Origin of the sequence: Nocardia pseudobrasiliensis NBRC 108224 (assembly GCF_001613105.1) — a bacterium.
GTDB classification, from domain to species: Bacteria; Actinomycetota; Actinomycetes; order Mycobacteriales; family Mycobacteriaceae; genus Nocardia; species Nocardia pseudobrasiliensis.
This window is the reverse complement of record NZ_BDBS01000056.1, coordinates 45,359-66,281: the sequence shown is the minus strand read 5'-3', so window position 1 is coordinate 66,281 and position 20,923 is coordinate 45,359. Positions and strand designations below refer to the sequence as shown.

Sequence of the window (20,923 nt, the reverse complement as noted above, 5' to 3'; positions counted from 1 at the left end):
AACGGCCGAATGCCGGTCCGTCGACCGGCGGCTCAGGCGCGACAGATGCCGTGCGGGACGCGCATGAGATCGACCGTGCGCCGACGCGTCAACCTGCGGCGAATGATCATGGAATCCATCGTCGGGGCCGAGATCCGCTCGAGCAACGGCCTTTTCACACTGTGGAAATCAGTGTGAGCCGAATGCGGCGGCCACGTCCGCGGTGAAGGCGTCGGGGCCCAGCAGCGGCCCCACCCGCGCGGCGATGGCGCGCATGGCGGGCACCACGCCGCGCACGAGTTCGTCGTTCAACCGCACCGAGCGGGCCTGCACCCCGAGCGCTCCGCGTACCCGCCGATCCGGTCCGACGATCGGCACGGCCAGCGCGCGGACCGGATCCTCGGCCTCGATCAGTTCGCTGGCGAATCCGATGCGCCGCACCCGATCCAGTTCGGCGTGGCGCACGCCCTCGGCGGGAGAGAAGGCCAGCAGCGCGCGACCGACCGCGCTGGTCTCGAGGGATCGGCGGGCGCGCGGAACCTGGTTGTGGCAGAAGTGGATCGGCGGCCGGGCCTGGAACACCGTGACCGCCTCGCTCTCCTCGGCCACGCTCACGCTGACCGTGATCCGGATGCCCGCGGCCAGCGCGTACAGATGTGGTGCGGCGGAATCGAGTCCGAGCCGCGACAGCGCCGGGCGCGCGAGGCTCGCCAGGCCGTGCCCGATGCGATAGCGGTCGCTGGCGGGATCCTGTTCCAGCAGCCGCCCGCGCACCAGCGCCTGGGCCAGCCGGTGTGTGGTGCTCACCGGGAGCCCGGCCAGATGGGCCAGTTCGCTCACCGACAGTTCGGGGTCGTCGCCCTCGAAGCAGTTGAGCACCGCGACGGCGCGATCGACGGCGCGTGCGCCCGAACGGGGTTCGTCGGTGACGGTCATTGTTCCTCCTACCGGGACCGGAATCGACATCGCGTACTTTGGCCGAGTCCCGGGGATCCGGGAATGATTGCGCGCAGCGAGCGCCGATTGACCAGCGACTCTGCGGTTTCGTATGGTGATGAGGCGATGTACGAGGAATCCGGTGCGAAACCGGAGCGGTCGCGCCACTGTGAGCACCCCCGCGGTGCGAGTCAGACCCTCGCGTCGCCATGTTCTGTCAACGACGGGGACGCGTATCCCCTGTAGTTAAGGAGTACTCGTGGCTACGTCCTACGCTCCCCGGTCCGGCGCCATCTCGCTGTCGATTCCCAGCACCGCGCTGTGGTTGGTCGGCACGACGGTGTTGGCGCTGCTGGCCCTCTACTTCATCGGTATCGATCAGGGCGCGGTGTCGATCTTCGGCAGTGATATGCACGTCCACGAATTCGTCCACGACGGGCGGCACTTCCTCGGATTCCCCTGCCACTGATCCCGGGAAATCGAGCTCATACAATGGAAAAACGAATCATCGGCCTGGGCGTGCTGTTCGGCGGCCTGGGTGGATTGTTGGCGTTCCTGTTCGCGCGGGTGCTGGCCGAGCCGATCATCGACCGCGCCATCGACTACGAGGGTGGCCGTGAAGAGGCGCAGATGGCCCTCGACAAGGCCGCCGGGCACGCCATGGACCACACCGAGGAAGCGGAGCTGTTCACCCGCTCGGTGCAGTCGAATACCGGCCTCGGCTTCGGCATGATCGTGTTCGGCTTGGCGCTGGGCGCGCTGTTCGCGGTGGTGTACAGCGTGGCGCTGGGCCGGGTCGGCAAACTCGCTCCGCGCCCGCTGGCGCTGCTGGTCGCGGGCGGGATGTTCCTGGCGCTGTACGCGGTGCCGTTCCTGAAGTATCCGGCCAATCCGCCCTCGATCGGGCATCCGGAGACCATCAAGGAGCGCACGGGCCTGTATCTGGCCATGATCGTGATCTCGGTCGCGCTGCTGCTGGGGGCGATCTGGCTGGGGCGCAAACTGGCCGCGCGCCTGGGCAATTGGTACGCGACGATCGTCGCGGGGGTGGCCTTCGTGGTGGTGATCGGCGCGGTGATGGCGCTGCTGCCGTCGCTGGGACATCTCTCGGCCAACAGCGCCTACGGCGATTTCGCGACCGAGACGCCGCAGCCGCTGACCGATGCGTCGGGCAAGATCGTATTCCCCGGCTTCCCGGCCGACGATCTGTTCTACTTCCGGCTGTATTCGCTGCTGGCGCAGGCGATTGTGTGGACGGTGATCGGCGTGGGCTTCGCCTCGCTGACCACGCGGCTGTTCGGCCGCGAGGCCGTGCGCGGCGAGACCGCGACCGCCCCGCTGGTATGAGCGAGGTCGCCCGGCTCACGCTGGTGACCCATGCGCTCACCGAGGCGGTGGCCGCGGCGCGGTTTCCCGCCGACGAGCCGCTCAGTGCGCCGGGCGAACGCTCGGTGATGAAGGTCGGTCCCTCGGTGTACGCCGAGCGGGCCGACCTCGTGCTGACCGCGCCGGAACTGCGCACCCGTCGCACCGCCGAGATCCTGGGTCGCGACGCGGAAATCGAAGCGGCACTGATGGATTGGCGCTGCGGGGAATGGGCGGGCCGGACCGTGGACGAGCTCGCCCCCGAGGATCTCATGGCCTGGCTGACCGATCCGGAACACCGCCCGCCCAGCGGCGAATCGATCCGAGACCTGCTCGACCGGGTCCGCGAGTGGCTGCGCACCCTCACCGCAACGCCCCGGCGCGTCACCGCGGTCACTCATCCGGCGGTGGTCCGCGCGGCGGTACTGCTGGCCCTCGACGCGCCCGCGCGGTCCTTCTGGCGGGTCGATATTCCGCCGCTGTCGGCCACCACACTGCACGGGCGCGCCTCGACCTGGACCCTGCGCGCCACCGCGCATCCGCTGATCCCCGCCGATTAGCGCTTCCACCGCTACGCTCCCCGCGGTCGTGACACCATCGAACGACCGAGAGATTGGGGCCGAGATGACCGAAAGCGCTTCGAAGCCAACGACAATCACCGCGGCCGCCGCGGCTCTGCGGGCCGGACAGGTGCGCGCCGCCGAACTGGTGGAGCGGGCGCTGGCGGCGGCCGACACCTACGACGAGAAGTTCGGCGTGTATCTGACGCGGTTCGATCAGCGGGCTCGCGAACAGGCCGAACGCGTCGATCGCAAAATCGCGGCCGGTGTGCCGCTGACCCCGCTGGATGGAATTCCGATCGGGGTCAAGGATATTCTCGCGCATTCGGCGGGACCGACCACGGCCCAGAGCCTGGTGCTGGATCCGGCGTGGGCCGCGAGCGTGGGGGACTGCGCGGTGGTGCGGCGACTCGAGGCCGCGGGCGCGATCGTGACCGGTAAGACCACCACGATGGAATTCGCGCTCGGCGTACCGGATCCGGCGAAACCGTTCCCCGTCCCGCGCAATCCGTGGGACGCGGCGCGCTGGGCCGGTGGGTCCAGTTCCGGCTCGGGCAGCGGGCTGGCGACCGGGATGTTTCTCGGCGCGATCGGCACCGACACCGTGGGCAGCATCCGGATCCCCGCCGCCTACTGCGGGGTGACCGGGCTGAAGCCGACCTTCGGGCGGGTGCCGAAATCCGGTGTGGTGCCGCTGGCCTATACCCTGGACCACGTGGGTCCGATGGCGACCACCGCCGCGGACTGCGCGCTGCTGCTGTCGGTGCTGGCCGGGCACGACGACGAGGATCCCTACAGCTCCACCGAGCCGGTGGCCGACTATTCGGCGGCGCTGACCGGGGAGTTGCGCGGGGTGACCATCGGGGTCGACGATCTGGCCCGATTCATCGGCGGCCTGGCCGATCCGGAGCAGCCCGCGCGATTCGACGCCGCGATCGAGGCGCTGCGCCGGGCCGGTGCGGCGATCGTGCCGGTGGAAATTCCCTTCTACACCGAACTCTCGGCGGTGGAGGTCGTCGTGCTGGCCTGCGAGGCGTCGGCCTACCATCACGCGACGCTGCGCTCGCGCTGGGACGACTACAGTCGCAGCACCCGCATCGCGCTGGCCGCGGCCGCCACGCCGACCGGTATGGATTACGTTCAGGCCCAACGGGTCCGGCACGTCGCCCAGCGTGAGATGGCCGCACTGTTCACCGAGGTGGATCTGATCGCCACGCCGACCGGTCATCTGGGCGCGCCGCCACTGTCCGCGCTGAGTCAGTCCCAGCCGCTGGCGGTGCTCGCCGGACTGCACACCGGCTACTGGAATCCGCTCGGCAACCCCGTCGTCGCCGTCCCGATCGGGCTGTCCGCCGAGGGGCTGCCGCTCTCGATGTCGCTGAGCGGCAGGCATTTCGACGAGGCCACGGTGTTGCGTGCCGCCGACGCCTACCAGCATCACACCGATCACCACCGCCGCACTCCCGCGGCGCTGCGCTGACCCGTCGAAAGGCCCCGCGATGACAGCCGATTCACCCTGGCCCGGCTCCGAACAGGAAAACGCCGCGATCGCCGCACTGGCCCGGGTCCTGCGCGGCCTGGCCGACACGCTCTACACGGTCGAGGAGGCCCGCTACATCGAACCCAGCGGCGGCTACGTCCCGGCCGGGACGTCGCGGCGGTCCTGAAAGCGGTGCCGTCAGCGGCGATTTCGCGCGCGACGCGACAGCAGGGACTGGGCGACGACGAGTGCGCCGAGGACCAGCACCGACATCCCCATGATCCGCAGACCCAGGTCCGCGCCGGAGACGAAGGCCGCCACGATCTCCGGCGCGCGGCCGGGGGCCGATACGGCCAGGGCCTGCGCCACGGTGTGCGGATCGTGCGCGGCGCGGATATCGGCGGGCAGCGCCGCGACGAAGCGCGCGGTGAGCACCGTGCCGATGACCGCGACGCCGAGCGCGCTGCCGAATTCGCGGGTGGTGGCCTGCAATCCGGCGCCGACGCCCGCCTGGGCGTGTGGCAGCGAGGTGGCGATCGCGGCGGACAGGGTCGGCAGCGCCAGGGTGATACCGATGCCGTTGACCACAAGCCAGGCCGCATAGATCGGATACGGGGTGTGCGTATCGGTGGTCGACAGCCCCAGCAGCGCGCTGCCGGTGCAGGCGAAGGCGAGGGCGACCGTGGCGTCCACGCCGATGCGCCGCGACAGCCGCCCGACATAGCGTCCGCCGAGCATGATCGGGGCGGATGCCGGAATGATGCCGAGTCCGGTCTCCAGTACGCCGAAACCCATGCCGTACTGCATGAGCGAGGCGTTGACGTAGAACAGCGCGAACATGCCGAAGAACACCGTCGTCATGCCCAGACACGCGCTGCGCAGTCCCGGCAGCAGGAACAGGCGCGGATCCAGCAGCGGATGTCGCGCCCGCAGCTCCACGATCGTCCACAGCGCGAACAACACCGCCGCGCAGACGAATCCACCGACAACCACCGCGCTGCCCCAGCCCGTCTCCGGACCCTGCACGATCCCGAGCAGCAAGGCCACCGACGCACCGACCAGCAGGACGGTGCCCAGGGGATCGAGATCGCGGTCGTGGCGTGCCGACACCGGGGCGATGAGGGCCACCAGCGCCGCCAGCGCGAGCGCGATCGGCACGACGGCGAGGAACAGCCACCGCCACGAACCACCCGTCAACACCGCGCCGCCGCCGACATTGCCGACCATGCCGCCGATTCCGGTCATCGACGCCCAGGTGGCGATCGCCGCGCCCTTGCGCTCGGCGGGCACGGCGTGCAAAAGGACAGCGAGTGTATTGGGCAGCACCGCCGCCGCGCCCACACCGGTGAGCGCACGGCCCACGAGCATGAGCGCCACATTCGGCGCGACGGCCGACAGCAGCGCGCCCGCGGCGAACAGCAGCAGCCCGGTGAGCAGCACACCCTTGCGCCCGAAGCGATCTCCGGCGGCGCCACCCGGAATCACCAGGCAGGCGAAGAAGATCACATAGGTGTCGACGATCCAGATGAGCGCGGATCCGGAGGGACGCAGTCCGCTCGCGGCGAGCATGGGGACGGCGAGATTGATCGCCGCGACCATGGCGACGACGAGCACGACGCAGGCGGACATGACGGCGAGCAGTCCGCGCCGAGCGGTCGGCGAGGACCGGCCGGGCGACACCGAGGCGTCGTCGCGGTCGAGGACGTTGTATGGCATGGCAGTCACGCTAGGGAGATGGCATACCTGCACGCCACGCAACTTTCACAAACGAAGTTTGCGTAGGATGCAACTATGCACGATCAGCTCGATCTGAACCTCCTGCGCGTATTCGACGCACTCCTGCAGGAGTGCAGCGTCACCGCCGCGTCCGAGCGCCTGCACCTGTCGATTCCGGCGACCAGTCGCGCACTGGGACGGCTGCGGCGGGCGATGAACGATCCGATCCTGGTGCGGGCCGGACGGGCGATGGCCCCGACTCCGTTCGCGCTGCGCACCGCGCCGCGGGTGCGGGCGCTGTTGGACGAGGCGTCGGCGTTGATCAGCGCCGATCGCGAACTCGATGTCGCGGAGTTGAAGCGCACCTTCACGATTCGGATCAACGACAGCGTCGCCGCGACGCTCGCCACCGACGCCGCGGAGGCGACGGCCGCGGTCGCGCCCGGGGTGACGCTGCGATTCGTGGGGGAGGGCAATGAGAGCCGCGAGGCGCTGCGCGACGGTTCGGTGGATCTGGATATCGGCGCGGGGGACGCGGCCGCACCGGATTTCCGCACGGCCCGGCTGTATCGCGAACGGATGGTCGGCATCGTGCGCGCGGACAGCCCGCTGGGCCGCCACCGCCGCCCGAGTCTGGCCCAGCTGTGTCAGCATCCGCATGTGTCCGCATCGCGGCGCGGGCGCTCGCGCGGACCGCTCGACGACGCGCTCGAGACCGCCGGGCTGCGGCGGCATGTCGCGGCCGTGGTGCCGTCCTTCGCGGTCGCGGCGCTGCTCATCGCGACGAGCAACTATGTCGGACTCGGCCCGCGGCGCCTGGCCGAACAGTACGGAGAAGTCCTGGGCCTGCGCTGGTTTCCGATTCCCGCGGAGCTGCCGGAGATCGATGTGAGCATGCTCTGGCATGCGCGACTCGACGCCGATCCGGCCCATCGCTGGTTGCGCGAGACGCTGCGCGACGCGCTGGCGGTCTGATCCGGCTCAGGCGTCGACGGGTTCGGCGAATTCGCCCGCGCCCCACCGGGCGTCGACGATCAGGCCGATCACGCCCACGGTGATGCAGATCCCGGACAGCACGAGCAGGCCCGGGCTGGTCTCACCGGTGAGCGCGTCGCCGAGCACGACCACGCCGATGGTTCCGGGAATGACACCGATGATCGTGGCCACCAGATACGGCAGCATCCGCACCGACGACAGGCCCGCGCAGTAGTTGATGATCGAGAACGGCACGGGCGCGATCAGGCGCAGCGACCCGACCGCGAGCCAGCCGCGCCGGGCCAGCCGCCGATCCACCGCCCGCACCGCGGGATGGGTGAGCCGGGCGGCGACCTGCTCGCGATCCAGCGCCCGCACCAGCAGCAGCGCCAAGATCGCACTGACCGTGGTCGCCGCGACCGCGAGCGCGATGCCCAGCGCCGGGCCGAACAGCAGTCCGGCGCTGAGGGTGAACACGGTGCGCGGGAAGGGCGCGACGGTCACGATCGCGTGCACGAGGAAGAAGACGATCGGAAACGCCGGGCCCACCGAATGCGCCCAATCGCGAATCTGCTGCGGGCTCGGATGCGGCGCCAGCAGCGTGACCGCGACCAGTGCGACGGCCAGCAGCAACAGCCCCAGCACCCGCGGATCACGCAATCTCCTCAGCACAGCCGTCAGGCTACCGGTGACCGCGCGGTACCTGCGGGTGGGCATCGGTCGGTCCGATGCGATGCTGTGGTGTGGGTAACATCCGTGCCCTCGGAGAATCTGGATTAACTTAAATCGGCTGCCGACCAGCTCGAACGGATTTCGCGGCGCGTTGTGAACGACTCGCACAGCACTCTGCAAAGTGTGTGCGAAGAGTTTGGCCCAGGAGCGGGTATCCGGTAGAGCTGAAGGTGTCGGACCAGAGTGGAAGAGGAAACTGCAGCGATGCCGATCGATTCGGATCCGGACGCGAGTGATCCCGTGCCCGGATATGCCGCGTGGCGCAAGGGCGTGGCCGGGGTGCTGGCCAAGGCCCGCAGGGTGGAGCCGGACGAACTCGGCGATGAGCCGGAGCGGCTGCTCGCGGTCTCGACCTACGACGGGGTGACGGTCGCCCCGCTCTACACCCGCCGCGACGAACTGCCCGAACAGCCACTGCCCGGCGCGTTTCCGTTCGTGCGCGGTAACGACGCGACCCGCGATGTGCATCGCGGCTGGTTCGTCAGCGCCCGCTTCGGTGGCCCGGATGCCGCCGCCACGAATCGGAACATCCTGGCGGGCCTGGAAAACGGCGTGAGCGCGATATGGCTGGGTGTGGGCGAGCACGGCGTGCCGGTGGCCGAGCTGCCGAGCGCCCTGGCCGGCTTGCTGTTCGAACTCGCCCCGCTGACCCTCGAGGCCGGAATCGACACCCCCGCCGCGGCCGCGCGCTTGTTCGCGATCCTGGACGGCTATGAGACCCCGCAGCGCGAGGCGATCCGGGTGTTCCTGGGCGCGGCCCCGCTGACCAATGCCTTCGCCGCGACGTCCGATATTGATCTCGACGAGGCGATCGCCCTGGCCCGCGCGGCCGCCGACCGCGCGGAATCGGTTCGCGCCGTGGTGGTTTCCGGGGAGGTGTTCCACAATGCGGGCGCTTCGGACGCACAGGAACTCGGCGCGGCGATCGCCGCGGGCCTGGCCTATCTGCGCGCGTTCGCCGAGGCCGATATCGATACCCTCGCGGCGCTGGGCCAGCTGAGCTTTCGGCTGGCCGCCACCGACGACCAGTTCGCGACCATGGCGAAATTCCGTGCGGCCCGGCGACTGTGGGCCCGGGTGGCCCACGAGCTCGGCGCGCCCGATCTGGGTAACGCGCCCCAGCACGCGGTCACCTCGGCGGCCATGATGACCCAGCGCGATCCGTGGGTGAATATGCTGCGCACCACGTTGGCCGCCTTCGGCGCGGGCGTCGGCGGCGCGGATCTGGTCACCGTACTGCCCTTCGACTCGCCGCTGCCGCCCGGGGAACTCGAGGTGTCCCAGGCGTTCTCCGAGCGCATGGCCCGCAATACCCAGCTGCTGCTGCTCGAGGAATCGCATCTGGGCTTCGTCCAGGATCCGAGCGCGGGTTCGTGGTACGTGGAAAGTCTCACCGACGCCCTGGCCCGCGCGGCCTGGGAGTTCATGCAGGAGATCGAACGCGCGGGCGGCTACCGCGAGGCGCTGGCCTCGGGCCTGCTGGCCGAGCGTATGGCCGAGACCAAGGCGCGCCGCGATTCGGATGTGGCACACCGTAAGACGTCCGTCACCGGCGTCAACGAATTCCCGAATCTGGCGGAGAAGCCGCTGTCGGAGGCCGCGCGCGCCCCGGGCGTGGTCGCCCGCTACGGCGCGGCGTTCGAGCGGCTGCGCGACCGCTCCGACGCCTACCTCGCCGCACACGGCAGCCGCCCGAAGGCGCTGCTCGCGCCGCTGGGTCCGGTCGCGGAAAACAATGTGCGCGTGACCTTCACGGCCAATCTGCTCGCCTCCGGCGGAATCGAGACGACCACCGATACCGGCGAACCCGGTGTGTCGCTGGCGGTGCTGTGCGGGTCGGATTCGCGCTACGCCGCCGAGGCCGGGGCGGCGGTGGAGGCCCTGCGCGCGGCGGGTATCACCACGGTACTGCTGGCCGGTCCGGAGAAGGCGGTGGCCGAGCTGAGCGGCGCGCAGCGCCCGGACGGCTTCCTCACCGCCCGCATGGACGCGGTGGCCGGCCTGTCCGAGCTGCTCGAGAAGCTGGGAGCGTAAATGACGACACGCGAATTCAAGCATGTGATCGGCAGTTTCGCCGAGGTGCCGCTGGATCGGCCGCACGCGGCCGAGGTCGACGCCGAACAGGTCGAGCAGTTCATCCGGACCGCCGCGGCGGCGAATTTCCAGACGCCCGATCAGCTGGTGTGGGCCACGCCCGAGGGGATCGACGTCCCACCGGTTTTCACCAAGGCCGATCGCGACCGCGTCGCGGCCGAGGGCTATCCGCTCGACAGCCTGCCCGGCGCCGCGCCGTTCGTGCGCGGACCGTATCCCACGATGTATGTGAATCAGCCGTGGACGATTCGCCAGTACGCGGGCTTCTCCACGGCCGCGGATTCCAACGCCTTCTACCGGCGCAACCTCGCCGCGGGCCAGAAGGGTCTGTCGGTGGCATTCGATCTGGCGACCCATCGCGGTTACGACTCCGATCATCCGCGCGTGACCGGTGACGTCGGTATGGCCGGGGTCGCCATCGACTCCATCCTGGACATGCGCGAGCTGTTCGATCAGATTCCGCTGGACCAGGTTTCGGTCTCGATGACCATGAACGGCGCGGTGCTGCCGATTCTGGCGCTGTACGTGGTGGCCGCGGAGGAGCAGGGCGTCAAGCCCGAACAGCTGGCCGGAACCATTCAGAACGACATTCTGAAGGAGTTCATGGTCCGCAACACCTACATCTATCCGCCGAAGCCGTCGATGCGGATCATCTCCGACATCTTCGCCTACACCTCGGCCAAGATGCCCAAGTTCAACTCGATCTCCATCTCCGGCTATCACATCCAGGAGGCCGGGGCGACCGCCGATCTGGAGCTGGCCTACACCCTCGCCGACGGCGTGGAGTACATCAAGGCCGGTCTGGACGCGGGGATGGCCGTGGATCAGTTCGCGCCGCGGCTGTCGTTCTTCTGGGCGATCGGCATGAACTTCTTCATGGAGGTCGCCAAGATGCGGGCCGGGCGGCTGCTGTGGAGCGAGCTGGTCGCCGAATTCGAGCCCAAGAGCGCGAAATCGCTTGCCCTGCGCACTCATTCGCAGACCTCCGGCTGGTCGCTGACCGCGCAGGACGTCTTCAACAATGTGGCGCGCACCTGTGTGGAGGCCATGGCCGCGACCCAGGGCCACACCCAGTCGCTGCACACCAACGCCCTCGACGAGGCGCTGGCGCTGCCGACCGACTTCTCCGCCCGCATCGCGCGCAATACCCAGCTGCTGATCCAGCAGGAGTCCAACACCACCCGGCCCGCCGATCCGTGGGGCGGCTCGTACTACGTGGAGTGGCTGACCCATCAGCTGGCCCAGCGCGCCCGCGCGCATATCGCCGAGGTGGCCGCGCACGGCGGTATGGCCCAGGCGATTTCGGAGGGCATTCCGAAGCTGCGCATCGAGGAGGCGGCCGCCCGCACCCAGGCCCGCATCGATACCGGTCAGCAGCCGGTGATCGGCGTGAACAAATATCAGGTGGCCGAGGATCAGCGGATCGAGGTCCTCAAGGTCGAGAATTCGCGCGTGCGCGCCGAGCAGAACGAGAAGTTGCGCCGCCTGCGCGCCGAACGCGACAGCGCCGAGGTCGAGCGCGCGCTGGCCGAATTGACAAGGGCCGCCGGATCTTCCGAGGGCGGTATGGCCAACAACCTGCTGGCCCTGGCCATCGACGCCGCGCGCGCCAAGGCGACGGTCGGGGAGATCTCCGACGCGCTGGAGAAGGTGTACGGGCGGCATCAGGCCGAGATCCGTACGCTGTCCGGTGTCTACCGCGAGGAGGCCGGAAAGGTGACCAATATCAGCCGGGCGATCGAGCTGGTCGAGGAGTTCGCCGAGGCCGAGGGTCGTCGTCCCCGAATCCTCGTCGCCAAGATGGGCCAGGACGGGCACGACCGCGGCCAGAAGGTGATAGCCACGGCCTTCGCCGATCTCGGCTTCGACGTGGATGTGGGCCCGCTGTTCCAGACCCCCGAGGAGGTGGCGCAGCAGGCCGCCGACAACGACGTGCACGTGGTCGGCGTGTCGTCGCTGGCCGCGGGTCATCTCACGCTGGTGCCCGCGCTGCGCCACGCCCTGGCCGAGGTCGGGCGGCCCGACATCATGGTCATCGTGGGCGGGGTCATCCCGCCGGGCGATTTCGACGAGCTGTACGCGGCGGGCGCCGCGGCGATCTTCCCGCCGGGTACGGTGATCGCCGACGCGGCCATGGATCTGCTGAAGAAGCTGGCCGCCGAGCTGGGTCACGAGATCGGCAGTGACGCGACGCGATCCGCCGGAGGAGAGTGAGCAGGCGCGTGGAATCGGGCGAGAGCGGTTCCGAGATCGCGTCGCATGCGGACGCTATGGCTGGTGTGAAACCGGCCGTGCGGCAGTCGGTTTCGCCGCGGCGGGCGATCGACGTCGACCAATTGGCCGAGTCGGTCCGCCGGGGTGATCGGGCCGCGCTGGCGCGGGCGATCACGCTGGTCGAGTCCACCCGATCCGATCATCGCGAGCTCGCGCAGCGGCTGCTGCTGGCGGTGACCACCGACGCCGAGGCGATCGACTCCAATCGGGTCGGCATCACCGGCGTTCCGGGCGTGGGCAAATCGACATTCATCGACGCGCTGGGGATCTATCTGATCGGACAGGGGCATCGGGTCGCGGTGCTGGCGGTGGATCCGTCCTCCACCCGCACCGGCGGCTCGATCCTCGGCGACAAGACCCGCATGGCGCGACTGTCGGTGGAGCGCGACGCCTATATCCGGCCCTCGCCCACCGCGGGCACCCTCGGCGGCGTCGCCAAGGCGACCCGCGAGACGATCGTGCTGCTCGAGGCCGCGGGTTACGACGTGATCCTGGTCGAGACCGTCGGCGTCGGTCAGTCGGAGGTGACCGTGGCCAATATGGTCGACGTATTCACCTTCCTCACCCTGGCCCGCACGGGTGATCAATTGCAGGGCATCAAGAAGGGCGTGCTGGAGCTGGCGGATCTGGTCGCGGTGAACAAGGCCGACGGTCGCCACGAGGTGGAGGCCCGCGCCGCCGCGCGTGAACTACAGGGCGCGATGCGCCTGATACATCCGCGCGAATCGCTGTGGCGGCCACCGGTTCTCACCATGAGCGGGCTCAACGGCACGGGCCTGGACGCCTTTTGGGACACCGTGATCGAACATCGCCGAGTGCTCACCGAGGCGGGCGAATTCGCCGAGAAGCGCCGCCGCCAGCAGGTCGACTGGACCTGGACCATGGTGCACGATCAGCTGCTGCGCCGCCTCGCGGACAATCCGGCGGTGAAATCCATTCGCGGGCAGGTGGAAAAGCAGGTGCGCGCGGGTTCGCTCACCCCGGCCCTGGCCGCGGAAGAGATTCTGCGCGCGTTCGACAACCGCTAGACTTGTCCTGCGGTCGGGGCCCTGCGGGATGAAGGCATGCGTTCATGCGAAGAGTCGTCTTGGCCGTCCTCGGTGTTCTCGCGCTCGCGATGGTCGTGCCCGGCACGGCGTCCCCCGCGCCGCCGTACGAATTACCGACCGGCGTTTTCCGATTGCAGAACATCAACAGTAATTTGTGTATGGATGCCTGGGCGCCGTTCACCGATCTGGGCGCGCAGGTCTGGCAGGCCGACTGCGCCGATGAGCAGACCCAGCACTGGTCCATCGACGGCGCGGGCTCGCCCGGCACGGACAAACGCTTCATCGTGAAGCCCCACGGCCGGGCCAAATGCCTGGACGTCGACAACGCCAGTCCTGCCGACGGGGCCAAGGTGCAGATCTGGACCTGCAACAACACCGCGGCGCAGGTCTGGATACCGCTGTATCTGGGCAACGGCTGGTGGAAATTCGCCTCGCTGAGCAGCGGCAGTCGATCCTGCCTGGATGTCGATCACGCCGGTACCGCCCCCGGCGACAAACTCCATCAGTGGACCTGTCTGGATGTGCCGCAGCAGAAATGGCGGTTCCTCCCGCCCCGGTGATTGGAAAAGCTCCAAATCAGGCATATAACCCCGGACGGAAGTAGCTGAAGAGTAGCGTGATCGGGGCTATGAGTCGGAATCCGATCGCCGGCCCGCCGATGTCGCTGCCGCCGGATCATCCGCCCGGGGACTCGATCCTGGTCACCGTGGGCGATATCGGATGCAGTGCGACGCTGGTCTACACGCCCTCGGGGCTGCACCCGCTGGCCGGGACCACCTGGATCCTGACCAATCAGACCACGGTCCGCGAGCGCGTTCCGACCTACGCCATCGTCCTGGCGATACTGTTGTTCCCGGCCTGTTTTCTGGGTTTGCTGTTTCTGGCGATCCGCGAGCAACGCGTCGAGGGATTCGTTCAGGTCAGCGTGCAGGCCCCGGATTTCTACTACGCCAGCCAGGTGCCGGTCGGCAGCCCGCGGCAGGTGGTCGACACCGAACGGCGGGTGAACTACATCCGATCGCTCGTGGCGTCGTCGCCGCGGTGGTGATCTTGCCCTTACGCTGCATGCATGGTTGACGATGACGTGACGCCCGCGGCGCTGGGACCCGCGCCCTGGGGGTCGCGACTGCTGGGACCCGCCGAGGAGGGGTCGATCCGCCGGCGGATCCGGGTACAGGTCCTGCTCACCCTGCCGCTGATCACCGCCAATCTGGTCGGCATCGCGGTGGCGATCGTGCTGATCGTATTCGTCCTGCCCGGACCGTCGGTGCTCACCTGGTCGCTGGTGTATCTGAACTTCGTTGCCGCGCCGATCTATATCGCGGTGTCGCTGCTGGTCGGGCTGGTGTGGGGGACCAGATGGGGACTGCGCACGCTGCGCTGGGCGACCGATGATCAGCACATTCCGACCGAGCGGGAACAGATTTCGGCGGCCGCGGTGCCGCGCAAACTGGTCGTCCAGCAGGCCGTGCTGTGGCTGGGCGGGCTGCTGGTGCTCACGCCCATGTACGCGATCGTGGATCCGGCGTTCCTGCCGAAATTCATTCTGGGCACCGGATTCAGCGCGATCGTGGTGTGCGCGAACAGTTATCTGTTCGCGGAATTCGCGCTGCGGGTGGTCACCGCGCGGGTGCTCGATGCCGCGCCCTCGCGTCGCCGTCGCGGTATCGGCGTGTTCGGGCGCTCGGTGCTCATGTGGATCGTCGGTTCGGCGACGCCGGTGGCGCTGTTGATGGTGGTGGCGGTGCTGGCGCTGTCGGGTGTGTCGGTCAGTACCGATCGGCTCGCGGTGTGCGTGCTGTCGCTGGGCGGTGCGACGCTGGTATTCGGGCTGTTGTTGATGGCGCAGACGCTCGCGGCGACGGTCGCCCCGATTCGCGGGGTGCGCAATGCGCTGCGCCGGGTGGAGGACGGTGCGCTCGATGTCGCGGTCACCGTCTACGACGGCACCGAACTGGGTGAGCTGCAAAGCGGATTCAACCGAATGGTCGCGGGCCTGCGTGAGCGCGAACGGCTGCGGGATCTGTTCGGTCGTCACGTCGGCCAGGACGTCGCGGCCGCCGCCCTGGCCCGCAATCCCGGCCTCGGCGGGGCGGAACTCGAGGCCGCGGCCCTGTTCGTCGACATCATCGGCTCGACTACCATGGCCGCCACCCGACCCGCGCCCGAGATCGTCGCCATTCTCAACGGCTTCTTCGAAATCGTCGTCGACGAGGTCGAACGCCACGGTGGGCTGGTCAACAAATTCGAGGGCGATGCCGCCCTCGCCGTATTCGGTACGCCCGCGCCGATCGCCGATCCGTCGGGGGCCGCGCTGGCCGCTGGCCGCGCTATCCATGAACGCATCCGCGCCACAACGGAATTCGATGCGGGGATCGGGATCGCGGCGGGACGCGTCGTGGCGGGCAATGTCGGCGCGCATCGCCGCTACGAATTCACCGTCATCGGCGACGCCGTCAACGAGGCCGCGCGGTTGTGTGAACTCGCGAAACAGGATTCGGCGCGGCTGCTGGCCTCCGACGCGGCGGTCGAACGCGCCGATCCCGACGAGCGCCGCCGATGGACATTGGGGGAGTCGGTGACCCTGCGCGGGCGGGTGCAGCCGACCCGGCTGGCTCGTGCCTGAGCGGATTCAGTCGAGCGTGAACAGGCGGGCGGCGTTGTGGTGGCACACTTTTCGCAGCCAGTCGTCGCCGAGGTCCAAGCGTTCCAGTGCGTGCAGGGCGTGGGCGTAGGTGTAGGGGATGTTGGGGAAGTCGCTGCCGAACAGGATGCGGTCGGCGAGGTCGGTGAGGCGGGGCAGCGCCGCGCGCGGGAAGGGGTCCTGCTCCTCGAAGAAGTCGGTGAAGTTCATCGTCGTGTCGAGGTGCACATTCTCGTACTGTTCGGCCAGGTCGAGGAATTCGATGTATTCCGGCGCGCCCAGATGGGCGATGATCAGGCGCAGTCGCGGGAATCCCCGCAGCAGGGTCGCCACGGGGCCGGGACCGGTGAAGCGCCCCGCGACCGGGCCCGAGCCGCAGTGGATCACGGCCGGGACGGCCGCGTCGGACAGTTGGCCCCACACCTCGGTGAGCAGGGGATCGGCGGGGTCGAAATCGCCGACCTGGATGTGCACCTTGAACACTCGGGCTCCGGATTCCAGGGCCGTGTGGACGTACTCGGGGGCCGACGGCTCGGGGTAGAACGTCGCGGTATGCAGGCAATCCGGTGTGTGTGCGGCGAATTCGGCGGACCACTCGTTGAGCCAGGCCGCCATCTGCGGTTTGTGTGGATACAGCAGCGCGGTGAACGCGCGAACTCCGAACGCGCGCAATGTCTTCAGGCGGACCTGCTCCTCGTGGCGGTACGCGATCGGCCAGGTGCGCTGGGTGAGCGGACCGGCGGCGTCGAAGTAGGCCCACACCTTGCGCATGACCGGTTCGGGCATGAAATGGGTGTGTACATCGATGATCTCGGGCAGGCCGATCCGCTGCCGGAACGCGGTGACCTCGGTGATGTCGTCCTCGTCGACGCGCATCGTGACTCCTGTCTCAGGCGGGCGGGTACACCGCGCGCGCGTAATCGCCCACCCGGGCGATCAGCCGATCGAAGAATTGCGCCGGATCCGTGCCGATCACGATGTCCGCGTTGGGTTCTCGGCCCCACATGCCCGCCCAGTCGGCGATCGTGGCGCCCCGGGTGATCGCGCCGGTCAGTTCGACGTCGACGGTCGCGGGGCGCGTCACCGCCAGGCCCGGATCCAGGGCGACCGCCGCCGCGAACGGATCGTGCATATGGGCCAAATAGCCCTGATCGTAGGCGCGGTGGAATTCGAAGTAGAACCGCACGGCATCGGTCACGAACCGCACGATCGGATTACTCGCCTTCGATCGCGTTCCCGGCGTGTCGTCGACCGAGACCTCCTGTACCGGAATACTTTCCGCGCGTTCGGCCAGGCGCGGCAGATGTTCGGGGTACATCTCGATCGTCTCGGTCACATTCAACCCGCACACCAGCGGCCGCCGATCCGCGGGCGCGGCGGCGAAGGCGTCGAAGACCTCCTTCCACGCCTCCGGGTCGACGTGCACATTCCATTCGTTGGTCGGGGTGGTGTTGCCCGGATGACCGAAGGTTCCGCCCATGACCACCAGCCGCTTCAACATTCGCGGCAGCTCGGGCTCGAGCCGCAGCGCCAGTGCGAGATTGGTGAGCGGCCCCGTGCACAACCCGACGATCTCACCCGGATGCTCCCGCACCAGATCCACCCACATGCGCGCCGCCGACCGCTCCGACAACGCCCGCGGCGACGGCGGAAACTCCGCGTACCCCACCCCCTGCGGCCCGTGCGTGTCCTCGGTCGTCCGCAACGGAACAGCCAGCGGCGCGGCCGCCCCCAACGCCACCTCGATCTCCGGCGCCCGACACAAATCCAACAGCCCCAGATTATTCGCCGCCACCTGCGCCGCCGGAACATTCCCCGCCGTGGAGGCGATCGCGACAATCTCGGCCTCCGAACTGGCCAGCAGATACAGCATGGCCAACGCGTCGTCGATCCCGGTATCGACATCCATGATGATCTTCTGCCGCATCAGACGAGCCTAGCCCCGGCCCGAAAAGCGGGCCGGGGCACAGGGTGCGTATCGGGCCGGGCACAGGGTGCGTATCGGGCCGGGCACAGGGTGCGTATCGGGCCGAGCACAGGGTGCGTATCAGTAGGTCGGCAGGACGTAGTCCTCGGTCTTCGGGGTGAACATCTTCGCGGCGAGGGGGGAGAAGGCTCGGGAGGTCATGAGGCGCATGGCGGTTCGGGCGACGCGGACGCCGAGTTTGGAATTCGGGCACATGGCCTTGATGCCGCCGCTGGGGAGTTCCTTGGCCTTGTCGAGGAAGGGGGTGATCTTCTCCTCGTAGCGGGCCAGCGCGCCGGGGATGTCGGCCGGGCTCGTGGCGAGCTCTCCGGCCAGCACGTACGCGCCGACAATGGCCATGGCCGTGCCCATGCCGGTCATGGGGGAGCCGCAGAAGCCCGAATCGCCGAGCAGGGTGACCCGGCCCGCGGACAGCGAGGGCATATCGATGCGGGCGAGTTCGTCGAAGTAGAAGTCCGTCGCGGTGGACATCGCGTCGAGGATCAGTGGGGCCTTCCAGCCCGCGTCCGCGAGGCGCTGATGGATGTACCGCTGCTGGGCGGCCACATCCCGGTGCAGGGTGGGATCGGCGTCGGCGCGCAACGTGATGATGGCCTTGGAGCTGGCCGGATCGCGATCGGGTCGAATTCCGAAGAAGGCCCCCGGAATTCCGACACCGGACAGCCAGCCCTCCTCCAGATCGTCGGGCGTGGGAAGGGTGAAGAAGGCCATATATCCACCGAGGTGGGTGGCGAACCGATCCTCGGGCCCGAAGACCAGCTTGCGAGTGGCCGAGTGCACGCCGTCGGCGCCGACGAGCACATCGAAGCGCTCGCTGTGACCGGAGGCGAAGGTGACGTAGACGCCCTCGGGATCCTGGACGATCTTCTCGATCGACTCGCCGTAGCGGTAATCCAACTGCCCGCCCTGCTCCCGCAGCAGCTCGAGCAGCACCTCGTTGAGGTCGCCGCGCTGAATCTCGATCTCGGCGGTCGGACCCTCGCCGCCGAACATCTCCGCGGTCATCCGGGCGTATTCGTTACCCCGCTCGTCGAGGTACTTCCAGCCCAGCTCGTGCAGCTGCAGCTTGCGGATACCGGGCATGAGTCCCATCCGCTCGGCGACCTCGCGGCTGGGACCCCGCAGATCGACCGCCTGCCCACCCGGCCGCGGGGCGGCGGCGCGCTCGACGACCGTCACCCGGATTCCGGCCCGAAGCAGTTGCAGCGCAAGGGCATTACCGGCGATGCCGCCGCCGGAGACGAGGACGTGGGTCGTGCTTGCGGTGGTGCTCATGATGTCGTTCCTTCTTGGTTCGAATGTCTTAGACAAATGTGTAACACAAGGATCGCACGACTGTCTAGAACAAATGTCTAAGACGCTGGTAGAGTGAGGCCATGGGAAACCGAGAAGACCTCTTGGCCGGCGCCCGCAAGGCACTGCTGGAACGCGGCCTCGCCAAGGTGACCGCCCGCGATATCGCCGCCGCGGCCGGAGTGAGCCTGGCCGCCATCGGCTATCACTTCGGCTCGAAGGACCGACTGATCGTCGAGGCCGTCACCGAAGGGGCGGGCAATGAGATCGGTGACGGTATGGACGCGGCGATCCGGGACGCGACGGGGGAGGGGGCGTCGCTGTGGGACTCCCTCGCACTCACCTGGAACGGCATGCTCGACGTGGTGCAGAACCACCGCGAACAACTGCTGCTCAGTTTCGAGAACGCCGCCAATGTGATTCGCTCGGAGGAACTGCAGGCCTATCTGGCCGAGGCCTCGGAGTCGGCCTACTCGGAACTGGCGAACCTACTGCGCGAACTGCATCCGGATCTCGACGCCGAGGCCGCCCGCGCGGTCGCCAAGCTGTATTTCATCCTGTTCCAGGGCTACGCCACCATGTGGCTGCTCGCCCCCGGCTCCGAACTGCTGACCGGCGAGGATGTCGAGCTCGCGGTGAAAACCCTGCGCGGCAAGTAGATTGCCGTAGTAAGTGGACCGACACGGAGGAGGCGCGCGCGTGGGGGTCGAGACCACCGGCACGACATGGTTGCGGGAATTGCGCGGCGTACCGTCGCCGCACACGGTGGTGGTGTGCTTCCCGCCCGGCGGCGGCGCGGCGAGTGCCTATCGGGCCCTGGCCGCGCGCGTCGGCGGCGCGACCGCGGTGTACGCGGTGCAGTATCCGGGCCGTCAGGACCGCCTCGGCGATGAATTGATCCCGGATCTGGCGGCCATCGCCGAACAGGTGGCGTGGGATCTGCCCGCCTGGGGTTCGGCGCGGCTGGCGCTGTTCGGGCACAGCATGGGCGCGACGGTCGCGTTCGAGACCGCGCGCCGCCTGCGGGCCCGGGGCCGCAGCGTGATTCGACTTTTCGTCTCCGGCCGCATCGCCCCCGACGCCGGCTACGAGGGGCAGCTGCATCGCGGCACGGACCTCGACCTGATCGCCGAATTGGAACGGCTGGCCAACGATCCCGGATCGGTGGCCGTGCTGCGCTCCGAACCGAGTCTGGCCGAACTCGTACTACCGGCTGTGCGCAGTGATTACCGGGCCGTGGAGACCTACGTCTACCGACCGGGAGATCCGTTGGACTGCCCGGTTTCCGCGCTCGTCGGCGACGAGGATCCCACCGTCACCCCCGAGCAGATGCGCGCATGGCAGCGGCACACCACCGGGGAGTTCGACCTGACGACCTTCCCCGGTCGGCATTTCTATCTCGACGAAAAGCCCGGCGCCGTGGCCGATCTCGTCACCGCCCGGCTGGGCTGACCGGACCGGCGGCCGTGCCGCGCCGCCGAGTCAGCCGCCGATATCCGATCCACGACGCCACGACCGTGAGCAGCACCAGCACCCGCACCAACTCCAGGGCGTCGCGGGGATAGAGCACGCCGGTGATGTAGTGGTCGATGAATCCGCTCGGCGGCAGCCCCGCCTCGCCCGCGCGGTGGCGGGCCCAATCCTCGAGATGGGTGAGCGGACAGTCGAATCCGAACAGTACCGTGCCGAAACCCCAGGCGACCGCGGCCAGATGGGTCCAGATCGTCCGTCGCCAGCGCCAGGCCAGGAAGCCGCCCGCCACCAGATAGGCGACGAACAGGAAATGCGCCACCGCGGTCGCATCCGCCAGCAGCCGATACATACGTTCAGCGTAAGCGC

At 68.7% G+C, this 20,923-nt stretch carries 21 protein-coding genes and 1 riboswitch; of the genes, 14 read left to right on the top strand and 7 right to left on the bottom strand.

Features of this window, described 5'->3' with window-relative positions; translation table 11 throughout:
* Positions 1 to 168: 168 nt before the first annotated feature.
* Positions 169 to 915 carry an IclR family transcriptional regulator gene (locus NP4_RS34360; protein WP_068006787.1) on the bottom strand — a complete coding sequence of 249 codons (747 nt, stop codon included), beginning with the start codon at positions 913 to 915 and terminating at the stop codon, positions 169 to 171.
* 91 nt (positions 916 to 1,006) lie between these two features.
* Positions 1,007 to 1,136, top strand: a riboswitch (cobalamin riboswitch).
* 38 nt (positions 1,137 to 1,174) lie between these two features.
* On the opposite strand from NP4_RS34360, the gene NP4_RS34355 reads away from it, so the two are divergent.
* The 5 genes from NP4_RS34355 to NP4_RS41370 all read left to right on the top strand — a co-directional run bounded on the left by NP4_RS34355 (position 1,175) and on the right by NP4_RS41370 (position 4,507).
* Positions 1,175 to 1,384, top strand: coding sequence for a CbtB domain-containing protein (locus tag NP4_RS34355; RefSeq protein WP_068006785.1), 210 nt, complete (start codon positions 1,175 to 1,177; stop codon positions 1,382 to 1,384).
* Between the two features lie 23 nt (positions 1,385 to 1,407).
* Positions 1,408 to 2,262, top strand: coding sequence for a CbtA family protein (locus tag NP4_RS34350; protein ID WP_068006783.1), 855 nt, complete (start codon positions 1,408 to 1,410; stop codon positions 2,260 to 2,262).
* On the top strand, positions 2,259 to 2,840 hold the full coding sequence (locus NP4_RS34345; protein WP_068006781.1) for a histidine phosphatase family protein: 582 nt from the start codon (positions 2,259 to 2,261) through the stop codon (positions 2,838 to 2,840). Before NP4_RS34350 ends, NP4_RS34345 begins: the two co-directional genes overlap by 4 nt.
* Before the next feature lie 64 nt (positions 2,841 to 2,904).
* Positions 2,905 to 4,320: an amidase gene (locus NP4_RS34340; RefSeq protein WP_068006771.1), complete on the top strand. Its 1,416-nt coding sequence runs from the start codon at positions 2,905 to 2,907 to the stop codon at positions 4,318 to 4,320.
* A gap of 19 nt (positions 4,321 to 4,339) precedes the next feature.
* Positions 4,340 to 4,507 carry a hypothetical protein gene (locus NP4_RS41370; protein ID WP_156524962.1) on the top strand — a complete coding sequence of 56 codons (168 nt, stop codon included), beginning with the start codon at positions 4,340 to 4,342 and terminating at the stop codon, positions 4,505 to 4,507.
* A gap of 11 nt (positions 4,508 to 4,518) precedes the next feature.
* Here the strand turns inward: NP4_RS41370 and NP4_RS34335 are convergent, their stop codons facing one another.
* Positions 4,519 to 6,036, bottom strand: a complete 1,518-nt coding sequence (locus tag NP4_RS34335; RefSeq protein WP_068006769.1) for an MFS transporter — start codon at positions 6,034 to 6,036, stop codon at positions 4,519 to 4,521.
* A 75-nt stretch (positions 6,037 to 6,111) separates the two neighbouring features.
* Here NP4_RS34335 and NP4_RS34330 point away from each other — a divergent pair, with 75 nt between their 5' ends.
* The gene (locus NP4_RS34330) at positions 6,112 to 7,011 is read left to right on the top strand and encodes a LysR family transcriptional regulator (protein WP_068006767.1); all 900 of its coding nucleotides are present in this window, start codon (positions 6,112 to 6,114) and stop codon (positions 7,009 to 7,011) included.
* Positions 7,012 to 7,017: 6 nt separating this feature from the next.
* On the opposite strand, the gene NP4_RS34325 is transcribed toward NP4_RS34330, so the two are convergent.
* Complete coding sequence (locus NP4_RS34325) at positions 7,018 to 7,683, bottom strand: TVP38/TMEM64 family protein (RefSeq protein WP_245998410.1); 666 nt, start codon at positions 7,681 to 7,683, stop codon at positions 7,018 to 7,020.
* 264 nt (positions 7,684 to 7,947) lie between these two features.
* On the opposite strand from NP4_RS34325, the gene NP4_RS34320 reads away from it, so the two are divergent.
* The 6 genes from NP4_RS34320 (at position 7,948) to NP4_RS34295 (ending at position 15,786) form a co-directional block, all read left to right on the top strand.
* Entirely contained in the window at positions 7,948 to 9,777 is a 1,830-nt protein-coding gene (locus NP4_RS34320; protein ID WP_082876471.1) for a methylmalonyl-CoA mutase family protein, read from the top strand.
* Positions 9,778 to 12,051 (top strand): methylmalonyl-CoA mutase, encoded by a 2,274-nt coding sequence (gene scpA / locus NP4_RS34315; RefSeq protein WP_068006765.1) that lies wholly within the window; start codon positions 9,778 to 9,780, stop codon positions 12,049 to 12,051.
* Positions 12,052 to 12,107: 56 nt separating this feature from the next.
* Complete coding sequence (gene meaB, locus NP4_RS34310) at positions 12,108 to 13,139, top strand: methylmalonyl Co-A mutase-associated GTPase MeaB (protein ID WP_068006831.1); 1,032 nt, start codon at positions 12,108 to 12,110, stop codon at positions 13,137 to 13,139.
* 44 nt (positions 13,140 to 13,183) lie between these two features.
* Entirely contained in the window at positions 13,184 to 13,720 is a 537-nt protein-coding gene (locus NP4_RS34305) for an RICIN domain-containing protein (protein WP_082876470.1), read from the top strand.
* Between the two features lie 68 nt (positions 13,721 to 13,788).
* Positions 13,789 to 14,208, top strand: a complete 420-nt coding sequence (locus NP4_RS34300; RefSeq protein WP_082876469.1) for a hypothetical protein — start codon at positions 13,789 to 13,791, stop codon at positions 14,206 to 14,208.
* A gap of 21 nt (positions 14,209 to 14,229) precedes the next feature.
* Complete coding sequence (locus NP4_RS34295) at positions 14,230 to 15,786, top strand: adenylate/guanylate cyclase domain-containing protein (RefSeq protein ID WP_068006761.1); 1,557 nt, start codon at positions 14,230 to 14,232, stop codon at positions 15,784 to 15,786.
* 6 nt (positions 15,787 to 15,792) lie between these two features.
* Here the strand turns inward: NP4_RS34295 and NP4_RS34290 are convergent, their stop codons facing one another.
* From NP4_RS34290 to NP4_RS34280, 3 genes are all read right to left on the bottom strand, one after another.
* Entirely contained in the window at positions 15,793 to 16,680 is an 888-nt protein-coding gene (locus NP4_RS34290) for an amidohydrolase family protein (RefSeq protein WP_068006758.1), read from the bottom strand.
* A gap of 13 nt (positions 16,681 to 16,693) precedes the next feature.
* Entirely contained in the window at positions 16,694 to 17,731 is a 1,038-nt protein-coding gene (locus NP4_RS34285) for a nucleoside hydrolase (RefSeq protein ID WP_068006756.1), read from the bottom strand.
* Positions 17,732 to 17,851: 120 nt separating this feature from the next.
* On the bottom strand, positions 17,852 to 19,066 hold the full coding sequence (locus NP4_RS34280; RefSeq protein WP_068006755.1) for an FAD-dependent monooxygenase: 1,215 nt from the start codon (positions 19,064 to 19,066) through the stop codon (positions 17,852 to 17,854).
* Between the two features lie 101 nt (positions 19,067 to 19,167).
* Between NP4_RS34280 and NP4_RS34275 the strand changes: the two genes are divergently transcribed.
* The gene (locus NP4_RS34275) at positions 19,168 to 19,743 is read left to right on the top strand and encodes a TetR family transcriptional regulator (RefSeq protein WP_068006754.1); all 576 of its coding nucleotides are present in this window, start codon (positions 19,168 to 19,170) and stop codon (positions 19,741 to 19,743) included.
* Positions 19,744 to 19,783: 40 nt separating this feature from the next.
* Positions 19,784 to 20,536 (top strand): thioesterase II family protein, encoded by a 753-nt coding sequence (locus NP4_RS34270; RefSeq protein WP_068006753.1) that lies wholly within the window; start codon positions 19,784 to 19,786, stop codon positions 20,534 to 20,536.
* Here the strand turns inward: NP4_RS34270 and NP4_RS34265 are convergent.
* Entirely contained in the window at positions 20,517 to 20,906 is a 390-nt protein-coding gene (locus tag NP4_RS34265) for a DUF2784 domain-containing protein (protein ID WP_068006752.1), read from the bottom strand. The genes NP4_RS34270 and NP4_RS34265 overlap by 20 nt on opposite strands.
* Positions 20,907 to 20,923: the final 17 nt, after the last annotated feature.